Origin of the sequence: Polaromonas aquatica, assembly GCF_042659145.1 — a bacterium.
Lineage (GTDB): Bacteria > Pseudomonadota > Gammaproteobacteria > Burkholderiales > Burkholderiaceae_C > Polaromonas > Polaromonas aquatica.
This window is the reverse complement of record NZ_JBHSRS010000018.1, coordinates 743,296-764,827: the sequence shown is the minus strand read 5'-3', so window position 1 is coordinate 764,827 and position 21,532 is coordinate 743,296. Positions and strand designations below refer to the sequence as shown.

General features: G+C 62.0%; 21 protein-coding genes. 19 read left to right on the top strand and 2 right to left on the bottom strand.

What is annotated here, in order from left to right; genetic code table 11:
• Window positions 1-93 precede the first annotated feature (93 nt).
• Together ACFQND_RS12095 and radA are read right to left on the bottom strand one after the other, a co-directional pair.
• Window positions 94-1,611, bottom strand: coding sequence for a BCCT family transporter (locus ACFQND_RS12095; RefSeq protein WP_371438426.1), 1,518 nt, complete (start codon window positions 1,609-1,611; stop codon window positions 94-96).
• A gap of 40 nt (window positions 1,612-1,651) precedes the next feature.
• Window positions 1,652-3,040 carry a DNA repair protein RadA gene (gene radA, locus ACFQND_RS12090; protein ID WP_371438427.1) on the bottom strand — a complete coding sequence of 463 codons (1,389 nt, stop codon included), beginning with the start codon at window positions 3,038-3,040 and terminating at the stop codon, window positions 1,652-1,654.
• 51 nt (window positions 3,041-3,091) lie between these two features.
• Here radA and ACFQND_RS12085 point away from each other — a divergent pair, with 51 nt between their 5' ends.
• The 19 genes from ACFQND_RS12085 to ACFQND_RS11995 all read left to right on the top strand — a co-directional run bounded on the left by ACFQND_RS12085 (window position 3,092) and on the right by ACFQND_RS11995 (window position 21,516).
• Window positions 3,092-3,598, top strand: a complete 507-nt coding sequence (locus ACFQND_RS12085) for a DNA glycosylase AlkZ-like family protein (RefSeq protein ID WP_371438428.1) — start codon at window positions 3,092-3,094, stop codon at window positions 3,596-3,598.
• A gap of 124 nt (window positions 3,599-3,722) precedes the next feature.
• Entirely contained in the window at window positions 3,723-4,154 is a 432-nt protein-coding gene (gene hpaR / locus ACFQND_RS12080) for a homoprotocatechuate degradation operon regulator HpaR (protein WP_371438429.1), read from the top strand.
• Window positions 4,151-4,810 carry a fumarylacetoacetate hydrolase family protein gene (locus ACFQND_RS12075; protein ID WP_371438430.1) on the top strand — a complete coding sequence of 220 codons (660 nt, stop codon included), beginning with the start codon at window positions 4,151-4,153 and terminating at the stop codon, window positions 4,808-4,810. The genes hpaR and ACFQND_RS12075 overlap by 4 nt, the downstream gene beginning before the upstream one ends.
• The gene (locus ACFQND_RS12070) at window positions 4,807-5,559 is read left to right on the top strand and encodes a fumarylacetoacetate hydrolase family protein (protein WP_371438431.1); all 753 of its coding nucleotides are present in this window, start codon (window positions 4,807-4,809) and stop codon (window positions 5,557-5,559) included. Before ACFQND_RS12075 ends, ACFQND_RS12070 begins: the two co-directional genes overlap by 4 nt.
• A 41-nt stretch (window positions 5,560-5,600) precedes the next feature.
• Complete coding sequence (locus tag ACFQND_RS12065; RefSeq protein ID WP_371438432.1) at window positions 5,601-6,581, top strand: Bug family tripartite tricarboxylate transporter substrate binding protein; 981 nt, start codon at window positions 5,601-5,603, stop codon at window positions 6,579-6,581.
• Between the two features lie 19 nt (window positions 6,582-6,600).
• Complete coding sequence (gene hpaE / locus ACFQND_RS12060) at window positions 6,601-8,058, top strand: 5-carboxymethyl-2-hydroxymuconate semialdehyde dehydrogenase (RefSeq protein WP_371438433.1); 1,458 nt, start codon at window positions 6,601-6,603, stop codon at window positions 8,056-8,058.
• Window positions 8,059-8,075: 17 nt separating this feature from the next.
• Window positions 8,076-9,041: a tripartite tricarboxylate transporter substrate binding protein gene (locus ACFQND_RS12055; protein WP_371438618.1), complete on the top strand. Its 966-nt coding sequence runs from the start codon at window positions 8,076-8,078 to the stop codon at window positions 9,039-9,041.
• 38 nt (window positions 9,042-9,079) lie between these two features.
• Window positions 9,080-9,943 (top strand): 3,4-dihydroxyphenylacetate 2,3-dioxygenase, encoded by an 864-nt coding sequence (hpaD, locus tag ACFQND_RS12050; RefSeq protein ID WP_371438434.1) that lies wholly within the window; start codon window positions 9,080-9,082, stop codon window positions 9,941-9,943.
• Between the two features lies 1 nt (window position 9,944).
• Window positions 9,945-10,349: a 5-carboxymethyl-2-hydroxymuconate Delta-isomerase gene (locus tag ACFQND_RS12045; protein WP_371438435.1), complete on the top strand. Its 405-nt coding sequence runs from the start codon at window positions 9,945-9,947 to the stop codon at window positions 10,347-10,349.
• A 2-nt stretch (window positions 10,350-10,351) separates the two neighbouring features.
• Window positions 10,352-11,155, top strand: a complete 804-nt coding sequence (gene hpaH, locus ACFQND_RS12040; protein WP_371438436.1) for a 2-oxo-hept-4-ene-1,7-dioate hydratase — start codon at window positions 10,352-10,354, stop codon at window positions 11,153-11,155.
• 94 nt (window positions 11,156-11,249) lie between these two features.
• Window positions 11,250-12,068 carry a 4-hydroxy-2-oxoheptanedioate aldolase gene (gene hpaI / locus ACFQND_RS12035; RefSeq protein ID WP_371438437.1) on the top strand — a complete coding sequence of 273 codons (819 nt, stop codon included), beginning with the start codon at window positions 11,250-11,252 and terminating at the stop codon, window positions 12,066-12,068.
• A gap of 5 nt (window positions 12,069-12,073) precedes the next feature.
• Entirely contained in the window at window positions 12,074-12,847 is a 774-nt protein-coding gene (locus tag ACFQND_RS12030) for an SDR family NAD(P)-dependent oxidoreductase (protein WP_371438438.1), read from the top strand.
• A 5-nt stretch (window positions 12,848-12,852) separates the two neighbouring features.
• On the top strand, window positions 12,853-14,586 hold the full coding sequence (gene ilvD, locus ACFQND_RS12025; protein ID WP_371438439.1) for a dihydroxy-acid dehydratase: 1,734 nt from the start codon (window positions 12,853-12,855) through the stop codon (window positions 14,584-14,586).
• Window positions 14,587-14,629: 43 nt separating this feature from the next.
• Window positions 14,630-15,616: a Bug family tripartite tricarboxylate transporter substrate binding protein gene (locus ACFQND_RS12020; protein WP_371438440.1), complete on the top strand. Its 987-nt coding sequence runs from the start codon at window positions 14,630-14,632 to the stop codon at window positions 15,614-15,616.
• Window positions 15,617-15,772: 156 nt separating this feature from the next.
• A complete protein-coding gene (locus ACFQND_RS12015; protein ID WP_371438441.1) occupies window positions 15,773-16,549 on the top strand; it encodes a class II aldolase/adducin family protein in 777 nt (258 codons plus the stop codon).
• A 38-nt stretch (window positions 16,550-16,587) separates the two neighbouring features.
• Window positions 16,588-17,595 (top strand): 2-dehydropantoate 2-reductase, encoded by a 1,008-nt coding sequence (locus ACFQND_RS12010; RefSeq protein WP_371438442.1) that lies wholly within the window; start codon window positions 16,588-16,590, stop codon window positions 17,593-17,595.
• A gap of 293 nt (window positions 17,596-17,888) precedes the next feature.
• The gene (locus ACFQND_RS12005; protein WP_371438443.1) at window positions 17,889-18,362 is read left to right on the top strand and encodes a lipocalin-like domain-containing protein; all 474 of its coding nucleotides are present in this window, start codon (window positions 17,889-17,891) and stop codon (window positions 18,360-18,362) included.
• Entirely contained in the window at window positions 18,359-20,059 is a 1,701-nt protein-coding gene (paaN, locus tag ACFQND_RS12000; protein WP_371438444.1) for a phenylacetic acid degradation protein PaaN, read from the top strand. The genes ACFQND_RS12005 and paaN overlap by 4 nt, the downstream gene beginning before the upstream one ends.
• An 11-nt stretch (window positions 20,060-20,070) precedes the next feature.
• Window positions 20,071-21,516: a carotenoid oxygenase family protein gene (locus tag ACFQND_RS11995; protein WP_371438445.1), complete on the top strand. Its 1,446-nt coding sequence runs from the start codon at window positions 20,071-20,073 to the stop codon at window positions 21,514-21,516.
• Window positions 21,517-21,532 lie beyond the last annotated feature (16 nt).

The window sequence follows — 21,532 nt, the reverse complement described above, 5'->3', positions numbered from 1 at the left end:
CTTTCAGACCCGAGGCCAAGGAGTTTCAAGCGCGACCAGCTATTGTTTTCATAGCAAGCCCTCTTGCCGCCCGTGCAATGCCCACGAACACTTTTACTCCTTGACCAGTTCCCGCATTTTCTTTCGCAGGTTTTTCTCCTTGCGCTGGTCGGCCTGCCAGTCCTGGTCTATGGCCCGCGTGACCGAAATGGCCATCAGCACCAGCACCACCGAAAACGGCAGGGCAAAGATGATGGTGGCGGTCTGCACCGCCTTCAGCCCGCCGGCAAACAGCAGACTCATGGCAATCGCCGATACCAGCACCCCCCACATGATCTTGATGCGGCTGGACGGGTTGGGGTCACCGCCGCTGCTCATCATGCCCAGCACCAGTGTGGCCGAATCACCCGAGGTCACAAAAAACACCAGCACAAGCAAGGTGGCCACCACCGACATCACGGCGCCCATGGGCAGGGCATTGAACAATACAAACATGGCGGTGGACACATCGGCCCTGACGGCTTCGACCAGGGGTACGCCCTGGAATATCCCCATATAAAGAGCCGCGCCGCCAAAAATGGAAAACCAGGCAAAACCCACCAGCGTCGGCGCCAGTACCGTGCCCATGATGAACTGGCGAATGGTGCGGCCGCGCGAAACACGTGCGATAAACAGGCCGACAAACGGCGACCAGGAAATCCACCAGGCCCAGTAGAAGATGGTCCAGTCACCTATCCAGGAACTGTCGCGGAAGGGGCTCATGCGCAGGCTCATGCGCACAAACTCGCTGAGGTAGGACCCCAGCGTGGTGGTGAAGGTATCCACGATGGCAATCGTCGGCCCGAGGATCAGCACCGTCAGGGCCAGCAGGGCCGCCACCACCAGGTTGCCCGAGGACAACCACTTGATGCCGCGCCCCACCCCGCTCACGGCCGAGACCAGAAACAGCGCTGTCGTCACAGCAATGATGCCGGCCTGCGCGGCCACCCCCACAGGTACACCGAAGACAACATGCATGCCGCTGTTGATCTGCGTCGCGCCCATGCCCAGCGAAGCGGCCATGCCGAAGGCCGTGGCTACGACCGCCAGCACGTTGAAGGCCGGCGACAGGCGCTGCACCACCTTCCAAGGCAGCGCTTCGGTCGCCGAACTCACCAGCGCCGAGGACTTGCGGCGGAACTGGAAAAACGCAATGGCCAGGCCGACAATCCCGTAAATCGACCAGGGATGCAGGCCCCAATGAAAAAAGGCGTAACGCATGGCAGCATTCGCCGCTTCGGGCGTGCCCGGCGCGATGCCAGGCGGCGCGTTGGTGTAGTGGGAAATCGGCTCGGCCACGCCCCAGAACACCAGACCAATGCCCATGCCGGCGGAAAACAGCATGGCAAACCAGGCGCCCAGCGAAAACTCGGGCTCCTCGTCTTCATCACCGAGCTTGAGATCGCCGTAGCGGCTGAAGGCCAGGAAAAACGCCAGCACCACCAGCCCCAGCACCACCCAGAGGTAAAACCAGCCGAAATTGCGCGTGATGCTGGCCAGCAGCAGGCTGAGCACGCGGTCCAGGCTGTCCGGCGACAACAGGCCCCAGAGCACCACCATGGCAATCATGCCGGCAGACATCACACGTTGCATGGACCGCTCCTGGTTTATCTGGATCAGGGATGAGAGAAATTCAACTCAGGCTGCGCACCAACTCCATGGCCTGTTCGATACGCTCCACCGAGTGAATGGTAAGCCCCTCAAAACTTTTGTCATTTTTTTTCGGCGCGTTGGCCTTGGGCACCACCGCCACGCTAAAGCCCAGTTTGGCAGCTTCACGCAGACGCTCCTGGCCACGCGGCGCGGGACGCACCTCGCCGGCCAGCCCGACTTCGCCAAAGGCAATAAAGCCTTTGGGCAGCGACTTGCCGCGCAGACTGGAAGTGATCGCCAACATCACGGCCAGGTCAGCCGCCGGCTCAGTGATACGCACACCACCCACGGCGTTGACAAACACATCCTGGTCCATGCAGGCGACACCGGCGTGGCGGTGCAGCACCGCCAGCAGCATGGCTAGGCGATCCCGGTCTAGGCCGACCGACAGCCGGCGCGGACTCGGGCCGCCGTTGTCGACCAGCGCCTGGATTTCAACCAGCATGGGCCGCGTGCCTTCCAGCGTGACCATCACGCAGCTGCCAGGCACGGGCTCGGAGTGCTGGCTCAAAAAGATGGCACTGGGGTTGCTCACGCCTTTCAGGCCTTTTTCCGTCATGGCAAAAACGCCGATCTCATTGACCGCGCCGAAGCGGTTCTTGATGGCGCGAACAAGACGAAAGCTTGAATGGGTGTCGCCTTCGAAATACAGCACGGTATCGACCATGTGCTCCAGCACACGCGGACCGGCCAGAGCGCCCTCCTTGGTGACATGCCCCACCAGGATGATGCAGACGCCACTGGCCTTGGCCGCGCGCGTCAGGTGGGCTGCGCATTCACGCACCTGCGCCACCGAACCGGGCGCCGAGGTCAACTGGTCCGAATACACGGTCTGGATGGAGTCGATCACCGCGACCGCCGGTTGCCTGGCCTCCAGCGTGGCAAGAATCTTTTCGAGCTGGATTTCGGCCATCACCTTGACCTGCGAGCCGTCCAGCCCGAGCCGGCGCGAACGCAGCGCCACCTGGGCGCCGCTTTCCTCGCCGGTCACATAAAGCGTATCCAGGCCGGCGCGCTGCAGGGAATCGAGCGCTTGCAGCAGCAGCGTGGACTTGCCGATACCGGGGTCACCGCCTATCAACACCACCCCGCCCTCCACAATGCCGCCGCCCAGCACACGGTCAAGCTCTTCATGCCCGGTAGGGGTGCGCGCCATATCGGTGGCATCAATGTCCGAGAGCATCGTGACTTCGGAGGTCTTGGCCAGTCCCTGGCGCTGGTTGCTGTAGCGGTTTTTGACAGGCGAGCTGCTCTCGGCAACAGATTCGATCAGCGTGTTCCAGGCTTCGCAATGCGGGCATTTGCCCAGCCATTTGGGGCTGCTGCCGCCGCATTCTGTGCAGGTGTAAATCGTTTTTTCTTTTGCCATACCGAATATTACTGTACAAACAACCAGTAGTCATTGATTCGGAGTTACCGTATGCCCACGACCAATATAAAAGCAGGCGCCATGCCCGCGCTACCCGTTACCGCACTGCGATTACACAATCAGCAAATTACGCAATCCGGATTTAAAACACCGGCGCAAGTGCGGGGTTGGCTGGGCGGCATACAGGGGCAGGATTACAGCGGTGCCAAGTGGTCGCTGGGTTTGCGTTTGCCGGGCGCCACCGATCACGACATCGAAAAAGCGATTGAGAAGGGCAGCATAGTGCGCACCTGGCCCATGCGCGGCACGCTGCATTTTGTCGCAGCATCTGACGTGCACTGGCTGCTGGCACTGACAGCGCCACGAAACATTGCCGCCAACGCCCGTCTCCGTCGCGAACTTGAACTGGACCAGCAAACCTTTGGACGCAGTGCGGAAATCCTCATCAAAGCGCTGCAAGGCGGCCAGCAGCGCACACGCGACGAGCTGTATGCCTTGTTTGCGCGGGCGGCCCAACGCTACGCCAGGTTCCTCGGCAAGGCCGCGGAAATCTTCTGAGCATCCATGTCCTGTTTGCCCGGCAAGGGTAAATACCGATCACTCCACATCGGTCGGCGCTTGTTGCTGTCGGTCAATTCATTTAATATATTAAATAAATTGACCCTGGAAACAAACGCCTGCCATGACCATTCCTTTTGTCCACCGCAACCTGCCCCGCCTGCTGCTGCAGGCACGTGAATCCGTGATGACACACACCCGGCCGGGCCTGCGCGAGCACGGCCTGAGCGACCAGCAGTGGCGCGTGCTGCGGGTGCTGGGTGAACTCGGCGTGGTGGAGACCGGGCGCGTGGCGCGTGAAGCCTTCATCCTCGGCCCCAGCCTGACCGGCGTACTCAGCCGCATGGAGCGCGACGGGCTGATTAGCCGCGCACGCGACGCCGAAGACCAGCGCCGCACCGTCGTGGAACTCACGAGGCAGGGCCGCGAGACAGTCAAAAGGCTATCGCACCTGATTGAAGCGCACTACGCCCATATGGAAAAATCGCTGGGCAAGCAAAAACTGGCGCAGCTGTATGCGCTGCTCGACGAAGTGATCGCACTGGAGCAGCCATGAAATACCTGCCCTCGGGCACCGTCTACGGCGTGCTGCTGAACTTCCGGGGCGAAATGCAGGCGCTGGCGCCGCAAATGGACCAGCCCCCCTACAAGGCCGCGCCCAGGGCACCGGTGTTGTATGTCAAGACAGCCAACACATGGAGCACGCACGGCGCCCGGATCATCGTGCCAGCCGGTGTGCCCGAAGTCGAGGTGGGCGCCACCATTGCAATGGTCATTTCGGCGGACGTCACCGCAGACAAGGCGCAATCGGCTATCAAATCAATCGCATCCTTTGTTCTGATGAATGATCTATCGGTGCCGCACAAAAGCTTCTTCCGGCCGCCGATCAAGTTCAAATGCCTGGATGGATTCCTCGGCATAGGCGCCCAGCCACTGCCGGCTGACCGGGCGGGCGACCCTGCGCAGTTCGCGCTTGAAGTACGCATCAACGGCGAACTGCGCCAATCGGTGAAGTTTGCCGACCTGGTGCGCAATGCATCGCAATTGCTGGCAGACGTCGGCGAATTCATGACACTGCATCCGGGCGATGTTTTGATGCTGGGCTGCGATGTGGGCAGGCCCCTGGCGAAAGCAGGCGATCGCATCGACCTCAATGCGCCGGGCTTTGACACGCTGAGCAACACACTCGTCGCAGAAGAGGTGAACGCATGAAACACGCACGGGTCATTTACGAAGGTGCGGTGCATGAAGCCACGGAGCGCGATGGCCGGCTGCAGCTCAAGGACGGCCGCCTCGTCGCCGAAGATGCGGTTCACTGGCTGCCGCCACTGGCACCCGCGCCGCGCCCGCGCACCATACTCGCGCTGGGCCTGAATTACGCAGACCACGCCAAGGAACTTGAATTCAAGGCGCCTGTAGAACCGCTGGTTTTCATCAAGGGCGAGGGCACGCTGACCGGGCACCGGCAACTCACACACCGCCCGGCCGACGTGCAGTTTATGCACTATGAATGCGAACTTGCTGTAGTCATCGGCAAAACGGCGAAGAAGGTCAAGCGGGATGACGCCCATGACTTTGTCGCCGGCTACACCGTGGCCAACGACTATGCGATCCGCGACTACCTGGAGAACTGGTACCGCCCCAACCTGCGCGTGAAAAACCGCGACACCTGCACGCCGCTCGGGCCATGGCTGGTGGACGCGGCCGACATCGCCAACCCGATGGCTTTGGCACTGCAAACCAGCGTCAACGGCAAGATCACACAAGCCGGCAATACCCGCGACATGATTTTTGACGTGCCTTTCCTGATTGAATATTTCAGCAGCTTCATGACCCTGCAGCCCGGCGACCTGATCCTGACCGGCACACCGGATGGCGTAGTGGATTGCCGCCCGGGCGACGTCATCGTGACCGAGATAGAAAAAGTGGGCGCGCTGCGGAACACCATCCTCGCTGCCTGATGCAGCGCACAGCCAGACTTACAACAACCGGAGACAAAACCATGACTTTTTTCCGAAAACTGACGACCGCCGCAGGCGTGCTCTTCGCCCTCCTGCTGGCTGGAGTTGGAGTACATGCGCAGACCTACCCGGCAAAGCCAGTGCGCTGGGTCGTTGGCTATCCGGCCGGCGGCGGCACCGATTTCCTGGCACGCACGGTCGGTGCCCAGTTGTCCCAGCAGCTTGGCCAGCCCGTTGTGGTTGACAACCGCCCTGGCGCAGGTGCCATCATTGCCTCTGAAAACGTGGCGCGCTCTCCCGGTGACGGCTACACGGTATTTTCGGCCGACAACGGCGTGCTGATTTACAACCCCGTCCTCTACAAAAAACTGCCTTATGACGCAGGGAAGGATTTTGTTCTGCTCGGCATGATGGGCCGGTCACCGCTTGTCATCACTGCGGCGCCAGGCACGAATATCAGCGACGCCAAAGGCCTGATCGCCGCCCTCAAGGCAGCCCCAGGCAAGTACAGCATTGCGACACCAGGCACCGGCAGTCCACACCACCTTGCGCTGGAGTTGTTCCAGCGCGAAGCGGGGGTTTCCTTGCTGCATGTTCCCTACAAGGGCGGCGCGCCGGCTTTGCAGGACCTCATGGGTGGCCAGGTGCCGCTGATGATGCTGGACCTGCCAAGCGGCATCAGCGCCGTCAAGGCTGGCAAGGTCATCCCGTTGCTGGCCCTGTCGGGAGAACGCATCCCGCAACTTCCCAGCGTCCCGACCGCGAAGGAGCTGGGTTTTCCCCGTGTGGAAGCTTACACATGGCAAGGGCTGGTTGCGCCGGCCAGCACGCCCAAAGACATTCAGGCCCGGCTTGGCTCCGAATTGCAAAAGGCCGTGAAGGAGCCGAACGTACGGCAAAAGCTATTTGAGACTGGCTGGGAAGCACGTCCCATGAATGCGGCCGACATGACGCAATACGCCGATGTCGAGCGTATCAAATGGCACACGCTGATCAAGGCGCGTGACATCAAACTGGATTGAAACCGGAAAGCCCACGCACATGCAGATCAATCATCTCATCAATGGCAAGGCCATCCCCGGCCGCGACTACTTTGAAACCGTCAACCCGGCCACGCAGGAGGTGCTGGCCGAGGTCGCCTCGGGCGGCGAAGCTGAAGTCAATGCCGCCGTGGCGGCGGCCAAAGAGGCTTTCCCGAAATGGGCAGGCATGCCGGCGCCACAACGCGCCAGGCTGGTGCGCAAACTCGGTGACCTGATTGCTGCGCATGTGCCTGAAATTGCACAAATGGAAACCCGGGACTGCGGCCAGGTGATTGCCCAAACCGGCAAACAACTGATCCCGCGCGCCGCCGACAATTTTTATTACTTCGCCGAAATGTGCACCCGGGTTGATGGCCACACTTACCCGACCGAAACGCACCTGAACTACACGCTGTATCACCCCACCGGTGTCTGCGCCTTGATCAGCCCGTGGAATGTGCCCTTCATGACCGCGACATGGAAGGTGGCGCCCTGCCTGGCTTTTGGCAACACCGCCGTACTCAAGATGAGCGAGTTGTCACCCATGACCGCCGCGCGCCTGGGAGAACTCGCGCTGGAAGCCGGCATTCCGCCCGGTGTGCTGAACCTGGTGCACGGCTATGGCAAGGAGGCCGGCGAGCCGCTGTGCCGCCACCCCGATGTGCGTGCGATTTCCTTCACAGGCTCCACCGCGACCGGCAACCGAATCGTGCAGGCGGCCGGCCTGAAAAAATTCAGCATGGAACTGGGCGGCAAATCACCGTTTGTGATTTTTGAGGACGCGAACCTGGAGCGTGCGCTCGACGCTGCGCTGTTCATGATTTTCAGCAACAACGGCGAACGTTGCACCGCCGGCAGTCGCATCCTGGTGCAGCAATCGATTTACGCCGACTTCGTTGCGAAGTTTGTGGAACGCGCCAAACGTATCAAGGTCGGCGACCCGATGGACGACAGCGTCACGGTCGGCCCGATGATTTCGCAGGCCCACCTGGCCAAGGTGCGCAGCTACATCGACCTCGGCCCCAAGGAAGGCGCAACACTGTTGTGCGGCGGCCTGGGTACACCCGACTTGCCGGACCATGTAAAAAGAGGCAACTACGTCTTGCCTACCGTGTTTGCCGATGTCGATAACCGGATGCGGATTGCCCAGGAAGAAATCTTCGGCCCGGTGGCCTGCATCATCCCGTTCAAGGATGAAGCCGAGGCGATCCGCCTGGCCAACGACACGCAATACGGCCTGTCGAGTTATGTCTGGACCGAAAACATAGGCCGCGCGCACCGCGTCGCTGCAGCGGTCGAAGCCGGCATGTGTTTTGTCAACAGCCAGAACGTGCGCGACCTGCGCCAGCCTTTCGGCGGCACCAAGGGTTCGGGCACGGGGCGCGAAGGCGGCACCTGGAGTTACGAGGTTTTTTGCGAGCCGAAAAACATCGCGGTGTCGCTGGGCTCACACCACATCCCGCACTGGGGGGTTTAACCGTGGCCGTCAATCACGTGCATCGTCGAGCCTTCCTGCGAACCTCGGGCGCAGTTGCCCTCGCCGCGCTGCCGGCCTTTAGCCATGCCCAGGCCTGGCCGGGCAAACCGGTCAAAATTGTTGTGCCGTTCACCCCCGGCGGCACCACCGACTTCGTCGCACGGCTGGTTGGCGTGGAGCTGGGCAAATTGCTCGGCCAGCCAGTGATTGTTGAGAACAAACCCGGCGGCGGCACGGTGATCGGTGTCGATGCCGTTGCCAAATCGCCAGCTGACGGCTACACGCTGGTGTGTGTGGCCAACAGTTTCACGGCCAACCAGACGCTGCTGAAAAACCTGCCTTACGACACGCTCAGGGATCTCAAACCGGTGGCCTTGATGGGCATGTCGGAACATGTGCTGGCCACCCACCCGGGCAGCGGCATCAAAAACATCAACGACTTGCGCAACGTTGCCAAAGCCAGGCCCGGCACCTTGAGTTTTGCCTCCTTCGGCAATGGCACCTCGGCCCATCTCTCGGGCGAAATGCTCAAATCACAAATGGGCCTGGACATCGTGCATGTGCCTTACAAGGGCCAGGGGCCGGCGTTGACCGATTTGCTGGGCGGCCAAGTCACGGTGATGTTCGGCAACTGGCCTGAATTTCGCAGCCACATCGAAAGCGGCAAGCTGGTCGCCGTGGGCATGGCCACCGCCCAACGCTCGGTCTATGCACCGGCCATCGCGACGCTGGCCGAGCAGGGTGTGCCCATCGAGTCGAATTCCTGGAATGGCTTGCTTGCCCCCGCCGGCACACCGGATACCGTGGTGCGGCGCGTGAACGCCGAGGTCAACCGGGCGCTGGCCACCCCGGCTGTGACCGAAGCGTTCAGCAAGGGCGGGATTGCTTCGCTGTCTGGCTCGCCGGAGCAATTCGCAACCTTCATCCAGAGTGAGATCACCAAATACGCGCAAGTGATACGCCGCGCCAACATCACGACCTGAGGCGCAAGCCCGTTCAACCGTCAACGCTGGAGCCAACCATGGGCACCCTCGCACTCGCCGCCAAAATCACACATGTTCCGTCGATGTACCTGTCGGAATTCCCCGGGCCGAACTTCGGTTGCCGCGACGCCGCCATCAACGGCCACAAGGAAATCGACAGGCGCTGCCGCGCGCTGGGTGTGGACACCATTGTGGTGTTCGACGTGCACTGGCAGGTCAACAGCGAATACCACATCAATTGCGGGCCGAGATTTGAAGGCACCTACACCAGCAACGAGCTGCCGCATTTCATCAAGAACCTGCCCTACGCCTACCCGGGCAATCCGGAACTGGGCCACCTGATCGGCGACATGGCCAACGCCATGGGCGTGAAGAGCCGCGCGCATTCGGACACCACGCTGGAGCTGGAGTACGGCACGCTGGTGCCCATGCGCTACATGAACAGCGACCAGCACTATAAGGTGGTGTGCGTCAGCGGCTGGTGCGACTGGCACGACCTTGAGGAGTCGGGCCGCTTCGGCCTGGCGGTGCGCAAGGCCATCGAGGAAAAGTACGACGGCACGGTGGCGGTGTTTGCAAGCGGCTCGCTGTCGCACCACTTTGCCGACAATGGCCGTGCGCCCGAGTTCATGCACAAGGTCTACGATCCCTTTCTTGAGCAGGTGGACCGGCGCGTGGTCGAGCTGTGGGAGGCGGGTGACTGGAAAACGTTTACCGGCATGCTCCCGATGTACGCCGAAAAGTGCTGGGGCGAAGGCGACATGCATGACACCGCGATGCTGCTTGGCCTGCTGGGCTGGGACAGCTACACTGCGCCAGTGGAAATCATCACGCCCTACTTCGGCAGCTCCGGCACCGGCCAGATCAACGCCATTTTCCCCGTCACCCCGCTGAAGGCCTGAGATGCCGCACCTGGTCGTCCTTTACACCGGCAACCTTGAGGCCGAGGCCCATATGACAGCGCTTTGCCGTACGCTGGCCGACACCATGCTGACGGTGCGCGACGAAGCCGGCAAACAGGTTTTCCCCACAGGCGGCACGCGGGTGCTGGCCTACCCGGCCGCGCATTTCGCGGTCGCGGACGGCAAGGCCGACTACGCTTTTGTCTACCTCAACCTGCGCATGGGCCGGGGCCGCAACGCGGCCACGCACAAACAGGCCGGCGACCGGCTGATCGCCGCCACCCGTGAACACTTTGCCCCCATCTTCGACAAGCGCCCCATAGGCATCACACTGCAAATTGACGAAGGCCCCGAGGTCTTCGACGCGAAGCACAGCAACCTGCATCCCCTTTTCAACAAACCCTGACCATGTTCTCCCCAAACCTGATTGCCCAGCTCGCAGCCGAGTTGCACGAAAGCGAAAAGAAACGCGTGCAGGTCGAGCATTTCTCAAAGCGCTTTCCCGGCATGACGATTGAGGACGGCTACGCGGTTTCCCGCGCCTGGGTCCAGATGAAACGGGACGAGGGCCGTGTCGTGCGTGGTCACAAGATAGGCCTGACCTCGCGCGCCATGCAGCAGGCCAGCCAGATCAACGAACCTGACTACGGCACACTGCTTGATGACATGTTTTTTCCGGAAGGCAGCGATATTCCGTTCGAACGTTTCATTGCGCCGCGCGTCGAAGTCGAGCTCGCTTTTATCCTTGGCAAGCGGCTGCAAGGGCCCAATGTCAGCATCTTTGATGTGCTGGAGGCTACCGACTATGTCGTGCCTGCCATCGAGATCATCGACGCACGCATCGAACAGTTCGATCGCCACACCAAGGCCATGCGCAAGGTGTACGACACGATTTCCGACAACGCGGCCAATGCCGGGATCATTACCGGCGGCAGGCCCGTCAAACCCAATGCCGTAGACCTGCGCTGGGTCAGCGCCCTGCTCTACAAGAACGGTGTGATCGAAGAGTCCGGCGTGGCGGCAGCTGTGCTGAACCACCCGGCCAATGGCGTTGCATGGCTGGCCAACAAGCTGGGCGCCTGGGGCGAATGCCTTGAAAAAGGCGAGGTGGTGCTGGGCGGCTCCTTCACAAGGCCGGCCAATGCCGTCGCTGGCGACACCTTCCATGCCGACTATGGACCACTGGGCTCCATCGCCTTTCGCTTCGTTTAAGAAATGATTTCACCTGCTGGCCCATGTGCTACGCTGCCTCCCGAAAAGGCCGCGCCAAGCTGGAGCGGCATAGCAACGTAACTTGAGAACCCTTATGCAAACCCCCGTCAATACCTTCAAACAAGCCCTGACCAACAAGCAGGCACAAATCGGCCTGTGGCTGGGCCTGGCCGACCACTACACCACGGAAATCTGCGCGGGCGCCGGCTTCGACTGGCTGCTGATCGACGGTGAGCACTCACCCAACGACCTGCGCAGCATCCTGCAACAGCTGCAGGCCATTGCACCCTATGCGTCACACCCGATCGCACGCGTGCCCATGGGTCACGGCCATGTTGGCGAGGCGCTGGTCAAGCAGTACCTCGACCTTGGCCTGCAAACCCTGCTGATCCCCATGGTGGACACGCCCGAGCAGGCAGCCACGCTGGTGCGCGCCATGCGTTACCCGCAAAATGACGGCAAGGGCGGCATCCGCGGCATGGGCGGCGCGCGTGCCTCTGGCTGGGGCCGCAATCCGGCGTATGTGCACGAGGCCAATGCACAGGTCTGCCTGCTGGTGCAGGTAGAAACCCGGCTCGCGCTCGAGAACCTGGACGCAATCGCCGCCACGGATGGTGTAGACGGCGTCTTCATAGGCCCGGCCGACCTGTCCGCATCGATGGGGCATGTGGGCAACCCCGGCCATCCCGAAGTGCAGGCCGCGATCGGGGATGCCATCCAGCGCATCGTCAAGGCAGGCAAGGCCGCCGGCATATTGACGCCCGACGAAGCCCTGGCGCGCCACTACCTGGAACTCGGCGCCACTTTTGTCGCTGTCGGCCTGGACACCAACCTGCTGGTCAAGGCCACCAGCGCGCTTGCAGCCAGGTTCAAGGCCTCCGCTGCGCCAGCCCCTGCCAGCAAGACCTACTGAGTGCCATGGGCAAAACCGGGCCCGTCTGCCTGATTACCGGCTCGGCCACGGGCATAGGGGCGGCCTGTGCGCGCGAATTTTCACGCCACGGCTGGCATGTGGGCATCAGCTATCAGGGCGAAGGCCAGTTGCAGGAAGCGCAGGCCGTGGCGGCGGACTGTAGCAACGCGGGCGCCACCTGCCTGCTGCAAGCGCTCGATGTGCGCCACGATGCAGAGTGCGTGCGCTTTGCACAGGCAGCCTTGCAGCGTTTCGGTCGCATAGACGCCCTGATCAATTGCGCCGGCACGACACGCTTCATCGCACATGACGACCTGGCTGCGCTCGATGCCGATGAATTTCACCGCACCTACGACGTCAATGTGGTGGGCATGCACCAGATAACCCGGGCCTGCGCCCAGGCACTGAAGGCCAGCGGCGCAGGATCCGTCGTCAATATTTCATCCATTGGCGGGCTGCTCGGGCGCGGCTCGTCTGTCGCCTATGCAGCCTCCAAAGGCGCAGTCAACACCATGACCCTGGCACTGGCCCGTGCGCTGGCCCCGGTCCGCGTCAATGCGATCGCGCCCGGTTTTGTGGCTGGTGGCCTGCCCAGCCGGGTGCTCGATGCGAAGGCGCATGCCCAGGCTACTGCCGCGCAAACGGGCAACTCGGTGCTGCAGCGGATTTCCCAACCCGAAGAGGTCGCAGCCCTCGCCTGGTTTCTCACGGCCCACGCACCCGGCATCACCGGAGATATCGTGATGCTTGACAACGGCCTGCACCTGAACGCCGGATAGAAAAAATGAGCAATACAGAAGACCCAAAAAAGAAATTCCGTTCAGCCACGATCTACGAGGGCACGATACGCGCCACCACGCGCAGCTTTCTGCACGCACTGGGGCAGGACGACGAGGACATTGCCCGCCCGCACGTTGGCGTGTTCCACACCGGCGGCGAAATGAGTCCCTGCAACATGAACCTGCGCGAGCAGGCGCAGCACGCCAAGACAGGTATTTACGCGGGCGGCGGCACACCGCACGAATGCCCGGTGGTATCCGTGAGCGACGGCCTGACCATGGCGCATTCGGGCATGCGCTTTTCACTGATCTCGCGCGAACTGATTGCCGACAGCGTCGAGGCGTCGGTGCGCGGCCACCAGTGGGACGGCATCTTCGGCATAGGCGCCTGCGACAAAAATTTGCCGGGCCTGATGATGGGCATGGTGCGCTGCAACGTGCCCAGCGTCTTTGTGCACGGCGGCTCCGCACTGCCCGGCCAGACGCCGGGCGTGGATGGCCGCGACCTGAACGTCGTCGACACCTACGAGACCATAGGCAAGGTGCTGGCCGGCAATGCCACCACCGATGAACTCGAAGCCATGAGCCGCGCCTGCCTGCCCACGGCCGGCGCCTGCGCGGGCCAGTTCACCGCCAACACCATGGGCATGGTTTCCGAGGCGCTGGGACTGGCGCCCATAGGCTCCAGCATGGTGCCCGCCGTTTTCAGCGAACGTGCGCCACTGATGCGCCGCGCGGCCAAAACCCTGATGAAAGCCGTGATGGGCGACAGCCCCCTGCCGCGCGACATCGTGACACGCAAGGCACTGGAAAACGCCTGCGCAGTGGTCTCCGCCACCGGCGGCTCGACCAATGCGGCCCTGCACATACCGGCAATTGCGCATGAGGCGGGCATCAAATTCCATCTTGACGATGTGGCCGAGGTGTTTGCCCGCACCCCGCTGATCGCCGACCTGCGCCCAGGTGGCCAGTACCTGGCGCGCGACGTTTTTTACATAGGCGGCGCCGGCGTGATCCTGCGCACATTGCTTGAGCAGGGCTTTCTTCATGGCGATGCGCTGACCTTCACCGGCCGTACCCTGGCCGAAGAAGTCGCAGATGCAGCCATGCCCGACGGCCGTGTGGTGCGCAAGGCCGGCGATCCCATCACGCGTGACGGCGGGCTCGCGGTACTCAAGGGCAACCTGTGCCCCGACGGGGCGCTGCTCAAGGTCGCAGGCCTGAAAACACTGGTGCATCGCGGCCCCGCACGTGTTTTCGACTCGGAAGAAGAGGCACAGACGGCCGTGCAGAATCGCCTTTACCAAAGTGGCGACGTGATCGTGATCCGCAATGAAGGCCCCAAAGGAAGTCCCGGCATGCGCGAAATGCTGGGCATCACTGCCCTGCTCTACGGCCAGGGCATGGGTGACAAAGTGGCATTGCTGACCGATGGCCGGTTCTCGGGCGCCACGCGCGGCCTGTGCATAGGTTATGCAGGGCCGGAAGCGGCCGACGGCGGCCCGATCGCCGCCTTGCGCGACGGCGACATGGTCAGCATAGATGCCCGCCCCGCCAGCCTCAGTATTTCGGTGGAGCTGGGAGCAGAGGAAATCGCCCTGCGCCTGTCCGCCAGGACGGCCAAACCAGCTACCCATCTGGGCGGTTTGCTGGAAAAATACGCATTGACGGTTCGCCCCAGCCACCAGGGCGCGGTCACCCATTCGGGTAACGTAGTCTGGTTGCGGGACCTGTCCTGAGTTTTCGTTCGTTTATTCCAATTAATCAAAAGGAGACAAATCCATGAGCATTTCACGTCGTCAAGTCATTCAGTCCGCGGGCGCTTCGGCGTTGCTGGCCAGCATAGGCCAGGCCGCCTGGGCCCAGGCGCTGGACAACCTCAAGATCATCACCGGCTTCGCGGCCGGTGGTACGTCCGACACTTTGTGCCGCCGCGTCGGCACCAAAATGGCCCCCGACTATGCCAAGACCGCCGTGGTCGAGAACAAGACCGGCGCCGGCGGACAGATCGCCGTGCAGTTCGTCAAGGGCGCACCACCGGACGGCATGACTCTGCTGCAAACGCCAACGTCCATCCTCACGATCTACCCACACATCTACAAAAAACTGCCGTATGAGCCGCTGGTTGATTTGGCGCCCGTGACCCTGGCCTGCGTCTTCGACTTCGGTTTTGCCGTCGGCCCGGCCGTGCCTCTCAGCGTCAAGACCGTGCCCGAGTTCCTGGCCTGGGCCAAGGCCAATCCGCTGGGCGCCAACTTCGGCTCGCCAGCTGCCGGATCCACACCGCATTTCATAGGCGCGTTGCTGGGCAAGAGCGCCGGCATCGATCTGAAACATGCGGCTTACCGCGGCACACAACCGGCCATGCTGGACCTGCTGGGCGGCAACATCTCCGCCGTATCGGGCCCGATCGGCGACATCACGCAGCACCTGCCCACGGGCAAGATCCGTATCCTGGGTGTTTCCGGTGCCAAACGCAGCCGCTTCGCACCTGACGTGCCCACCTTCTCCGAGCAGGGCCTGAAGGACATGACCCACAGCGAATGGTTCGCCTTCCTGCTGCCGGCCAAAACCCCGGCCGATGTGGTGAACCGCATGAACGCGGCCCTGAAAGTCGCGCTGGCGCAAAAAGACGTGGTCGATGGCCTTGCCGGTTTTGGCCTGGAAGCCATGTCGTCCACACCGGCCGAGCTGACCGACCTGCTCAAGAAGGACACAGCCAAGTGGGCACCCATCGTCAAGTCCGTCGGCTTCACCGCCGAGGCATAAAGTGGCCCCCACGTTCGCTCACTTCGTGTAGCTCGCTGCCCCCCGAGGGGGCCGCTGCGCCTGCGGGCCGGCAGAGCCGGACCCGCGGCCCCGGCTTGAACATGCGGAAATACATGCGCCCCTCGCTTGATTGACTGATCTCAGGAATAAATCACCATGAATGCCGTATTGAAACCACCTCCAGCAGCCATGCACCCCGACGAGTGGAAGGAGCGACTGCAACTGGCCGCCTGCTACCGCGTCTTTGCGATGCTGGGCTGGACGGAAATGATCTACAACCACATCACGGTGCGGCTTCCTGACAGCGTCACGGGTGGTGCCAAGCAATTCCTGATCAACCCGTTTGGACTGCACTACTCGGAAGTCACGGCGAGCAACCTGCTCAAGATCGACCTGCAGGGCCGCAAGCTTGACGACAACCCCTGGCCGGTGAACCCGGCCGGGTTCACGGTGCATGCAGCCATCCATGACGGCTTGCCCGATGCCCATTGCGTGATGCACACCCACACGACATCCGGCGTGGCGGTGGCCTGTACGCAGGGCGGGCTGGCACAGAACAATTTTTATTCGGCGCAGTTGCACGGCCTTGTGGCCTACCACGACTTCGAAGGCATCACCATCCATGCCGACGAGGCGCCGCGCCTGCTGAAAAACATAGGCGACAAACCGGTGGTGATCCTGCGCAACCACGGCCTGCTGGCCTGGGCCCCAACCCTGCCGCTGGCTTTTGTGCGGCTGTGGACATTGCAGCGCGCCTGCGACATACAGATGGCGCAGGCCTCGATGGGTCCGGCGATTGCCGTACCCGAAGCCGTGGCACGCAAGACCACCCACGACTCCTTCCAGTTCGACGCCCAGTTCGGCGCCGGACAGGACGTGTTTGATGCGCTGGTGCGGCAGGTTGACCGGATCGATGACAGCTATAAAAACTAGAGCACGTTGCGCAAGATCAGCAATGGCTGGAGCCCATTTTGACCATTAAAAAAGTCTGTATTTACGGCGCCGGCGCGATCGGCGGCTGGATGGGCGTGAAGCTCGCGCGAGCCGGCTGCGATCTCAGCGTGGTGGCGCGCGGCGCCACGCTGGCAGCCTTGCAGGAACACGGCCTGCGGCTGCAGCGCGGCGCCCCTTCGACAGGCTCGGGACAACCGGAAGTCATGTCGGTCCCGGTGCGCGCCAGCGCCGACCCAGCCGCGCTGGGCGTGCAGGACCTGGTCATCGTTGCCGTCAAGGCACCAGCCATGGCCGATGTGGCCAAAGCCATCGCGCCGCTGATCGGCCCCGAGACCATGGTGCTCACCGCCATGAACGGCGTGCCCTGGTGGTTTTTTGAAGGTTTCGGCGCGCAGTACGCCGGCACACGGCTCAAGGCCGTGGATCCGGACGGTGCGATTGCGCGCGCCATTCCGGCTCAACACATCATTGGTTGTGTGGTGCACGCGAGCTGTTCGCTGAACAGCCCGGGCTTTGTAAACAACCACTTCGGCAACAAACTCATCATCGGCGAGCCCTCCGGCAAGAAGACCGCACGCGTGCTGGCACTGACCGCATTGCTGGAAAAAGCCGGCCACGAAGTCGTGCTTTCGGAGCAGATCCAGAAGGACGCCTGGTACAAGCTCTGGGGCAACATGACGGTCAATCCCGTGAGCGCCCTCACAGGTGCGACCACAGACCTGATCATGAGCGACGAACTCGTGCGCGGCTTTATCTCGGCCGTGATGCTCGAAGCCCGGGAAATAGGCGCGCGCATCGGCATTCCCATAGACCAGCAGCCGGAAGACCGGCACGCGGTAACACTCAAGCTCGGTGCTTTTAAAACATCCATGCTGCAGGACGTGGAAGCCGGTAAGGCCGTTGAACTCGACGCCTTGGTGACAGTAGTGAAAGAACTGGGCGAACTGACCCGGGTTCCCACACCCTTCACGGATGCGCTGCTCGGGCTGGCACGCCTGCACGCCCGCGTCCGCGGCCTTTACTGACAGGCCATCGCGCAGCGACGGCTGGGACCACCCCAGCCGGTTTTGATAGCTGCGCCATGAATTTCGGGGGGCGCGTCCCACGCCCTCAATCCGGCCACACACTCCCGCATGCCCATGCCACCCAGCCGTTGGCAGGCGCAGCTGTTGCCGATTGAAGCGGTTTACATGCTGCAACCAAGGTGACAGCAATTGAGCAAAGCCTCTCTTGTCAAAACCATTTACTTGTCCTAGACTAAGTTCAATTAAGAAAGTTATATGCCTTTTGGTGTGACTTTTCTGTTTGGAGACAAGGCTTGGACAAAATCAACAATCCCCTGCTCGGCACCTGGCAACTGGTGCGATGGGAAATCACTTATGGCGATGGCCGCGCACCCACCCTGCCCTTCGGAGCGCAGGCAACGGGCCTGATCCAGTACACGGGCGACGGCTGGATGAGCGCCTGCATTGCCCGCGGGGTCCGTGGCCGCCTGTCCAGCGACAGTGTGCGCAGCGCACCTGAGGCCGAGCGACTGGCTGCCTTTGAAAGCTACTTTCAATACGCGGGTCCTTATGAAGTCAAGGGCGCTGCGGGACAGCAGCAGGTGGTGCACAAAGTCAGCCACTCCCTGAACCCCAACTTCGTCGGCACAGAGCAGGTACGCAATATGACTTTCGCAGCCGATGGCGGCCTTACCCTGTCGGCCTCCGACACCGTGCCCGGCACGGATGTCGCCCGCCACCACCGTCTGATCTGGTCGCGCGCAAGCAGCTTTTCGGGGGCCGCATGAACCTGTTTGACAAGCACCGCGCAACTTTCGAGCGTGCCCGGCTCGCCTGCAGGGAGCGGCATTGCTGGAGCCCATTCCCAGAGCTTCCGCAAAAATACCCCAACGCGACCGAGGCACAGGCGACAGGACTGGCTGCATACCAGGCGCATCTGGGTACACGTTTTACGCTGGACCAACCGGGCACGATTGGTGAAACCGGTGAGGAAATCTCGCCCTACACACAGCAGGCCCTGGGCATACGCTACCCGCACGCAGATGTAGACACCTTGTTCGATGCCGCCGAGGCAGCCATCCCGCGCTGGGCCGATGCATCGGCTGAGACGCGCATCGGCGTGCTGATGGAGGTGCTGGACACGATCTACCGGGAACACCTTTTCGAGATCGCACAAGCCGTCATGCACACTGCCGGCCAGAGCTACAACATGGCTTATGCAGGCTCGGGTGTGAACGCGCTGGACCGCGGCATCGAGGCACTGGTCTATGCGCACCAGGCCATGCAGGCCGTCACGTCAACCAGCCGCTGGGAGCGCCAGTTCGGCTCAGCACACATCGCTCTTGACAAAACCTACCGCCTGGTGCCGCGCGGCGTTGCCGTCTGTTTTTCATGCGCCAGCTTTCCCACCTGGAACGCCTGGCCGTCGATGATGGCCAGCCTGGCCACCGGCAACGCAGTGATCGTCAAACCCCACCCTGCGACGGTGCTGCCCATGGCTATCTCGGTGCGGGTATTTCGCGAAGTACTTGCGCGCGCAGGCTTCGATGCCAACCTGGTCACCATGGCGCTGGACACGACAGCCGAGCCCATCGGAAAGGTATTGGTCAAACACCCCAAGACAGCCATCGTCGATTTCACCGGCAGCGTGCGTTTTGGCCAATGGGTTGAGCAGAACGCGCATCCGGCCCTGAGCTTCACCGAGACCGCCGGGTGCAATACCGTGGTGCTGGAGTCTGCCGAAGACCTGGATGCCGCCTTGCGCAGCCTCGCCACCACGCTGTGCATGTTCAGTGCGCAAATGTGTACCAGCCCGCAGAACATCTATATACCGGCGGAAGGCGTCAAAACGCCGCAGGGCACAGTCGCGCTGGGCGAAGTGGCACGCCGCCTTGCAGCGGCTGTGGCCGGGCTGACCGGCGATGCGAAAAAGGCATCGATGATCCTGGCGACCATCCAGTCAGCCCAAACACTCGCGCTGCTGGATCAAATGAAGCAGGAAGGCGCAAAACGCGGCGAGGTACTGCTTGAACCACAGTCCTATATCCACCCTGACTTCAGCAATGCCCGCACCACGACACCGCTGATGCTCAAAGTTGGCAAAAGTGAACGTGACCTGTATGGCGAAGAGCGTTTCGGCCCGATCAGCTTCGTGATTGCCTGTGACGACGCAGAGGACGCATTGCACCAGGCAACAAACGACGCAAAACAGTTCGGCGGGCTGACGGCCTTCCTGTATTCCACAGACGAAAGCTACATCGCGCAGGCAGAACGCACTTATGCCCGTGCGGGTGCCCAGCTCACCATCAACCTCACCGGTCCCATGCCGCTGAATTTTGCGGCCGCCTACAGCGATTACCACGTGACCGGCCTGAACCCGGCCGGCAACGCCTCGCTGACCAACCTTGCCTTTGTAGCCGGCCGCTTCTGCATCACGCAATCGCGCCGCCCTGCACCCACGGCCCCAACGGCCGCCACTTCCTGAAGGAGAACACCATGGGTTTTAACGAAATTCCGGTACTGAACGGGGGCTTTGAGCCCATCGAGCAGGAGCTCACGCTGGAGCTGACAGACATCGAAGGCGAAGTCCCCAAGGACCTGACCGGCATGTATGTACGCAATGGTCCCAACCGCCGCTTCGAGGCACCGGGCCGCTACCACTGGTTCGACGGTGACGGCATGTTGCACGCCGTGCGTTTTGAAGGCGGCAAGGTCCTGTACCAGAACCGCTGGGTCATGACCGACAGCCTGCAGGAGGAACTCGCGGCCGGCTCGGCCCTGTGGCAAGGCATCAAGGACCCGCCACGCAAGGACAGGCCGGACATGCCCATGAAAAACACGTCGAACACAGACGTCAAGTTTTATGCCGGTAACCTGGTGTCCATGTGGTACCTGGGCGGCGCGGTGTACCAGGTGCGCCCCGGCGACCTGTCCACTGTCGGCAAGCTCGATATGGATGTACGCCTCAAAGGCCTGCCGATATCGGCGCACTCCAAGGTGGATGAGCGCACAGGCGAGTTCCTGTTTTTTGCTTACGGCAAGGAAGCGCCCTACATGCACTACGGCGTGATGGACCGGCATGGCGCGCTCAAGACCTTCATGCCGGTGCAACTGCCCGGGCCGCGCCTGCCGCACGACATGGCCATCACGGCAAACTACACCGTTGTGCACGACCTGCCGCTGTTCTACGACATGGACGCCTTTGCGGCTGGCCGCCACAAGCTCAAGTTCCACCACACACTGCCGTCACGCTTCGGTGTCATCCCGCGTCATGGCACACCGGAGCAGATCCGCTGGTTTGAAGCCAAGCCGACCTATATGTACCACGTGTCCAACGCCTGGGAAGAAGATGACGGCCACGGCGGCATAGAGATCGTAATGACCGGCACGCCGTTCCGCCTGCCGCGCGATGAGCGCGGCAAGCTGGAGGTAGAGCGTTTCCCCAAGATGCTGGCCAACCTTGAACACGACTTCATGTTCTATGAGTGGCGCTTCAACCTGCGCACCGGCCAGACCAGGGAGCGTGTCATCGACGACATCGTGAACCAGGAGTTCCCGGCCATCAACTCGTGGATGCAGGGCTACAAAACACGTTACTCATGGAACGTGCTGATGGGCCGCAGCAACCGGGCCGAAGACCCGCGCTTTTGCGGCGTCGTGCGCTACGACCTGGAGCGGAACAGCTGCACCAGCTACCACGAAGGCGTGAACAAATGGTTCAGCGAAGCACCTTTCGCGCCCAAGGACAACTGGAAAGAAGAGGACGACGGCTACCTCGTGGGCTTCATGTGGGATGACGAGAAAAAAGCGTCCTACGTGACGGTTTTCGACGCCAAGGACATCGCACAGGGGCCGGTCGCACGCATCAAACTGCCGCAACGTGTGCCCAATGGTTTTCATGCCACCTGGGTCAGTGACGAGCGGATAAAGCGCGGTTATTGAACCCCAACACCACAAC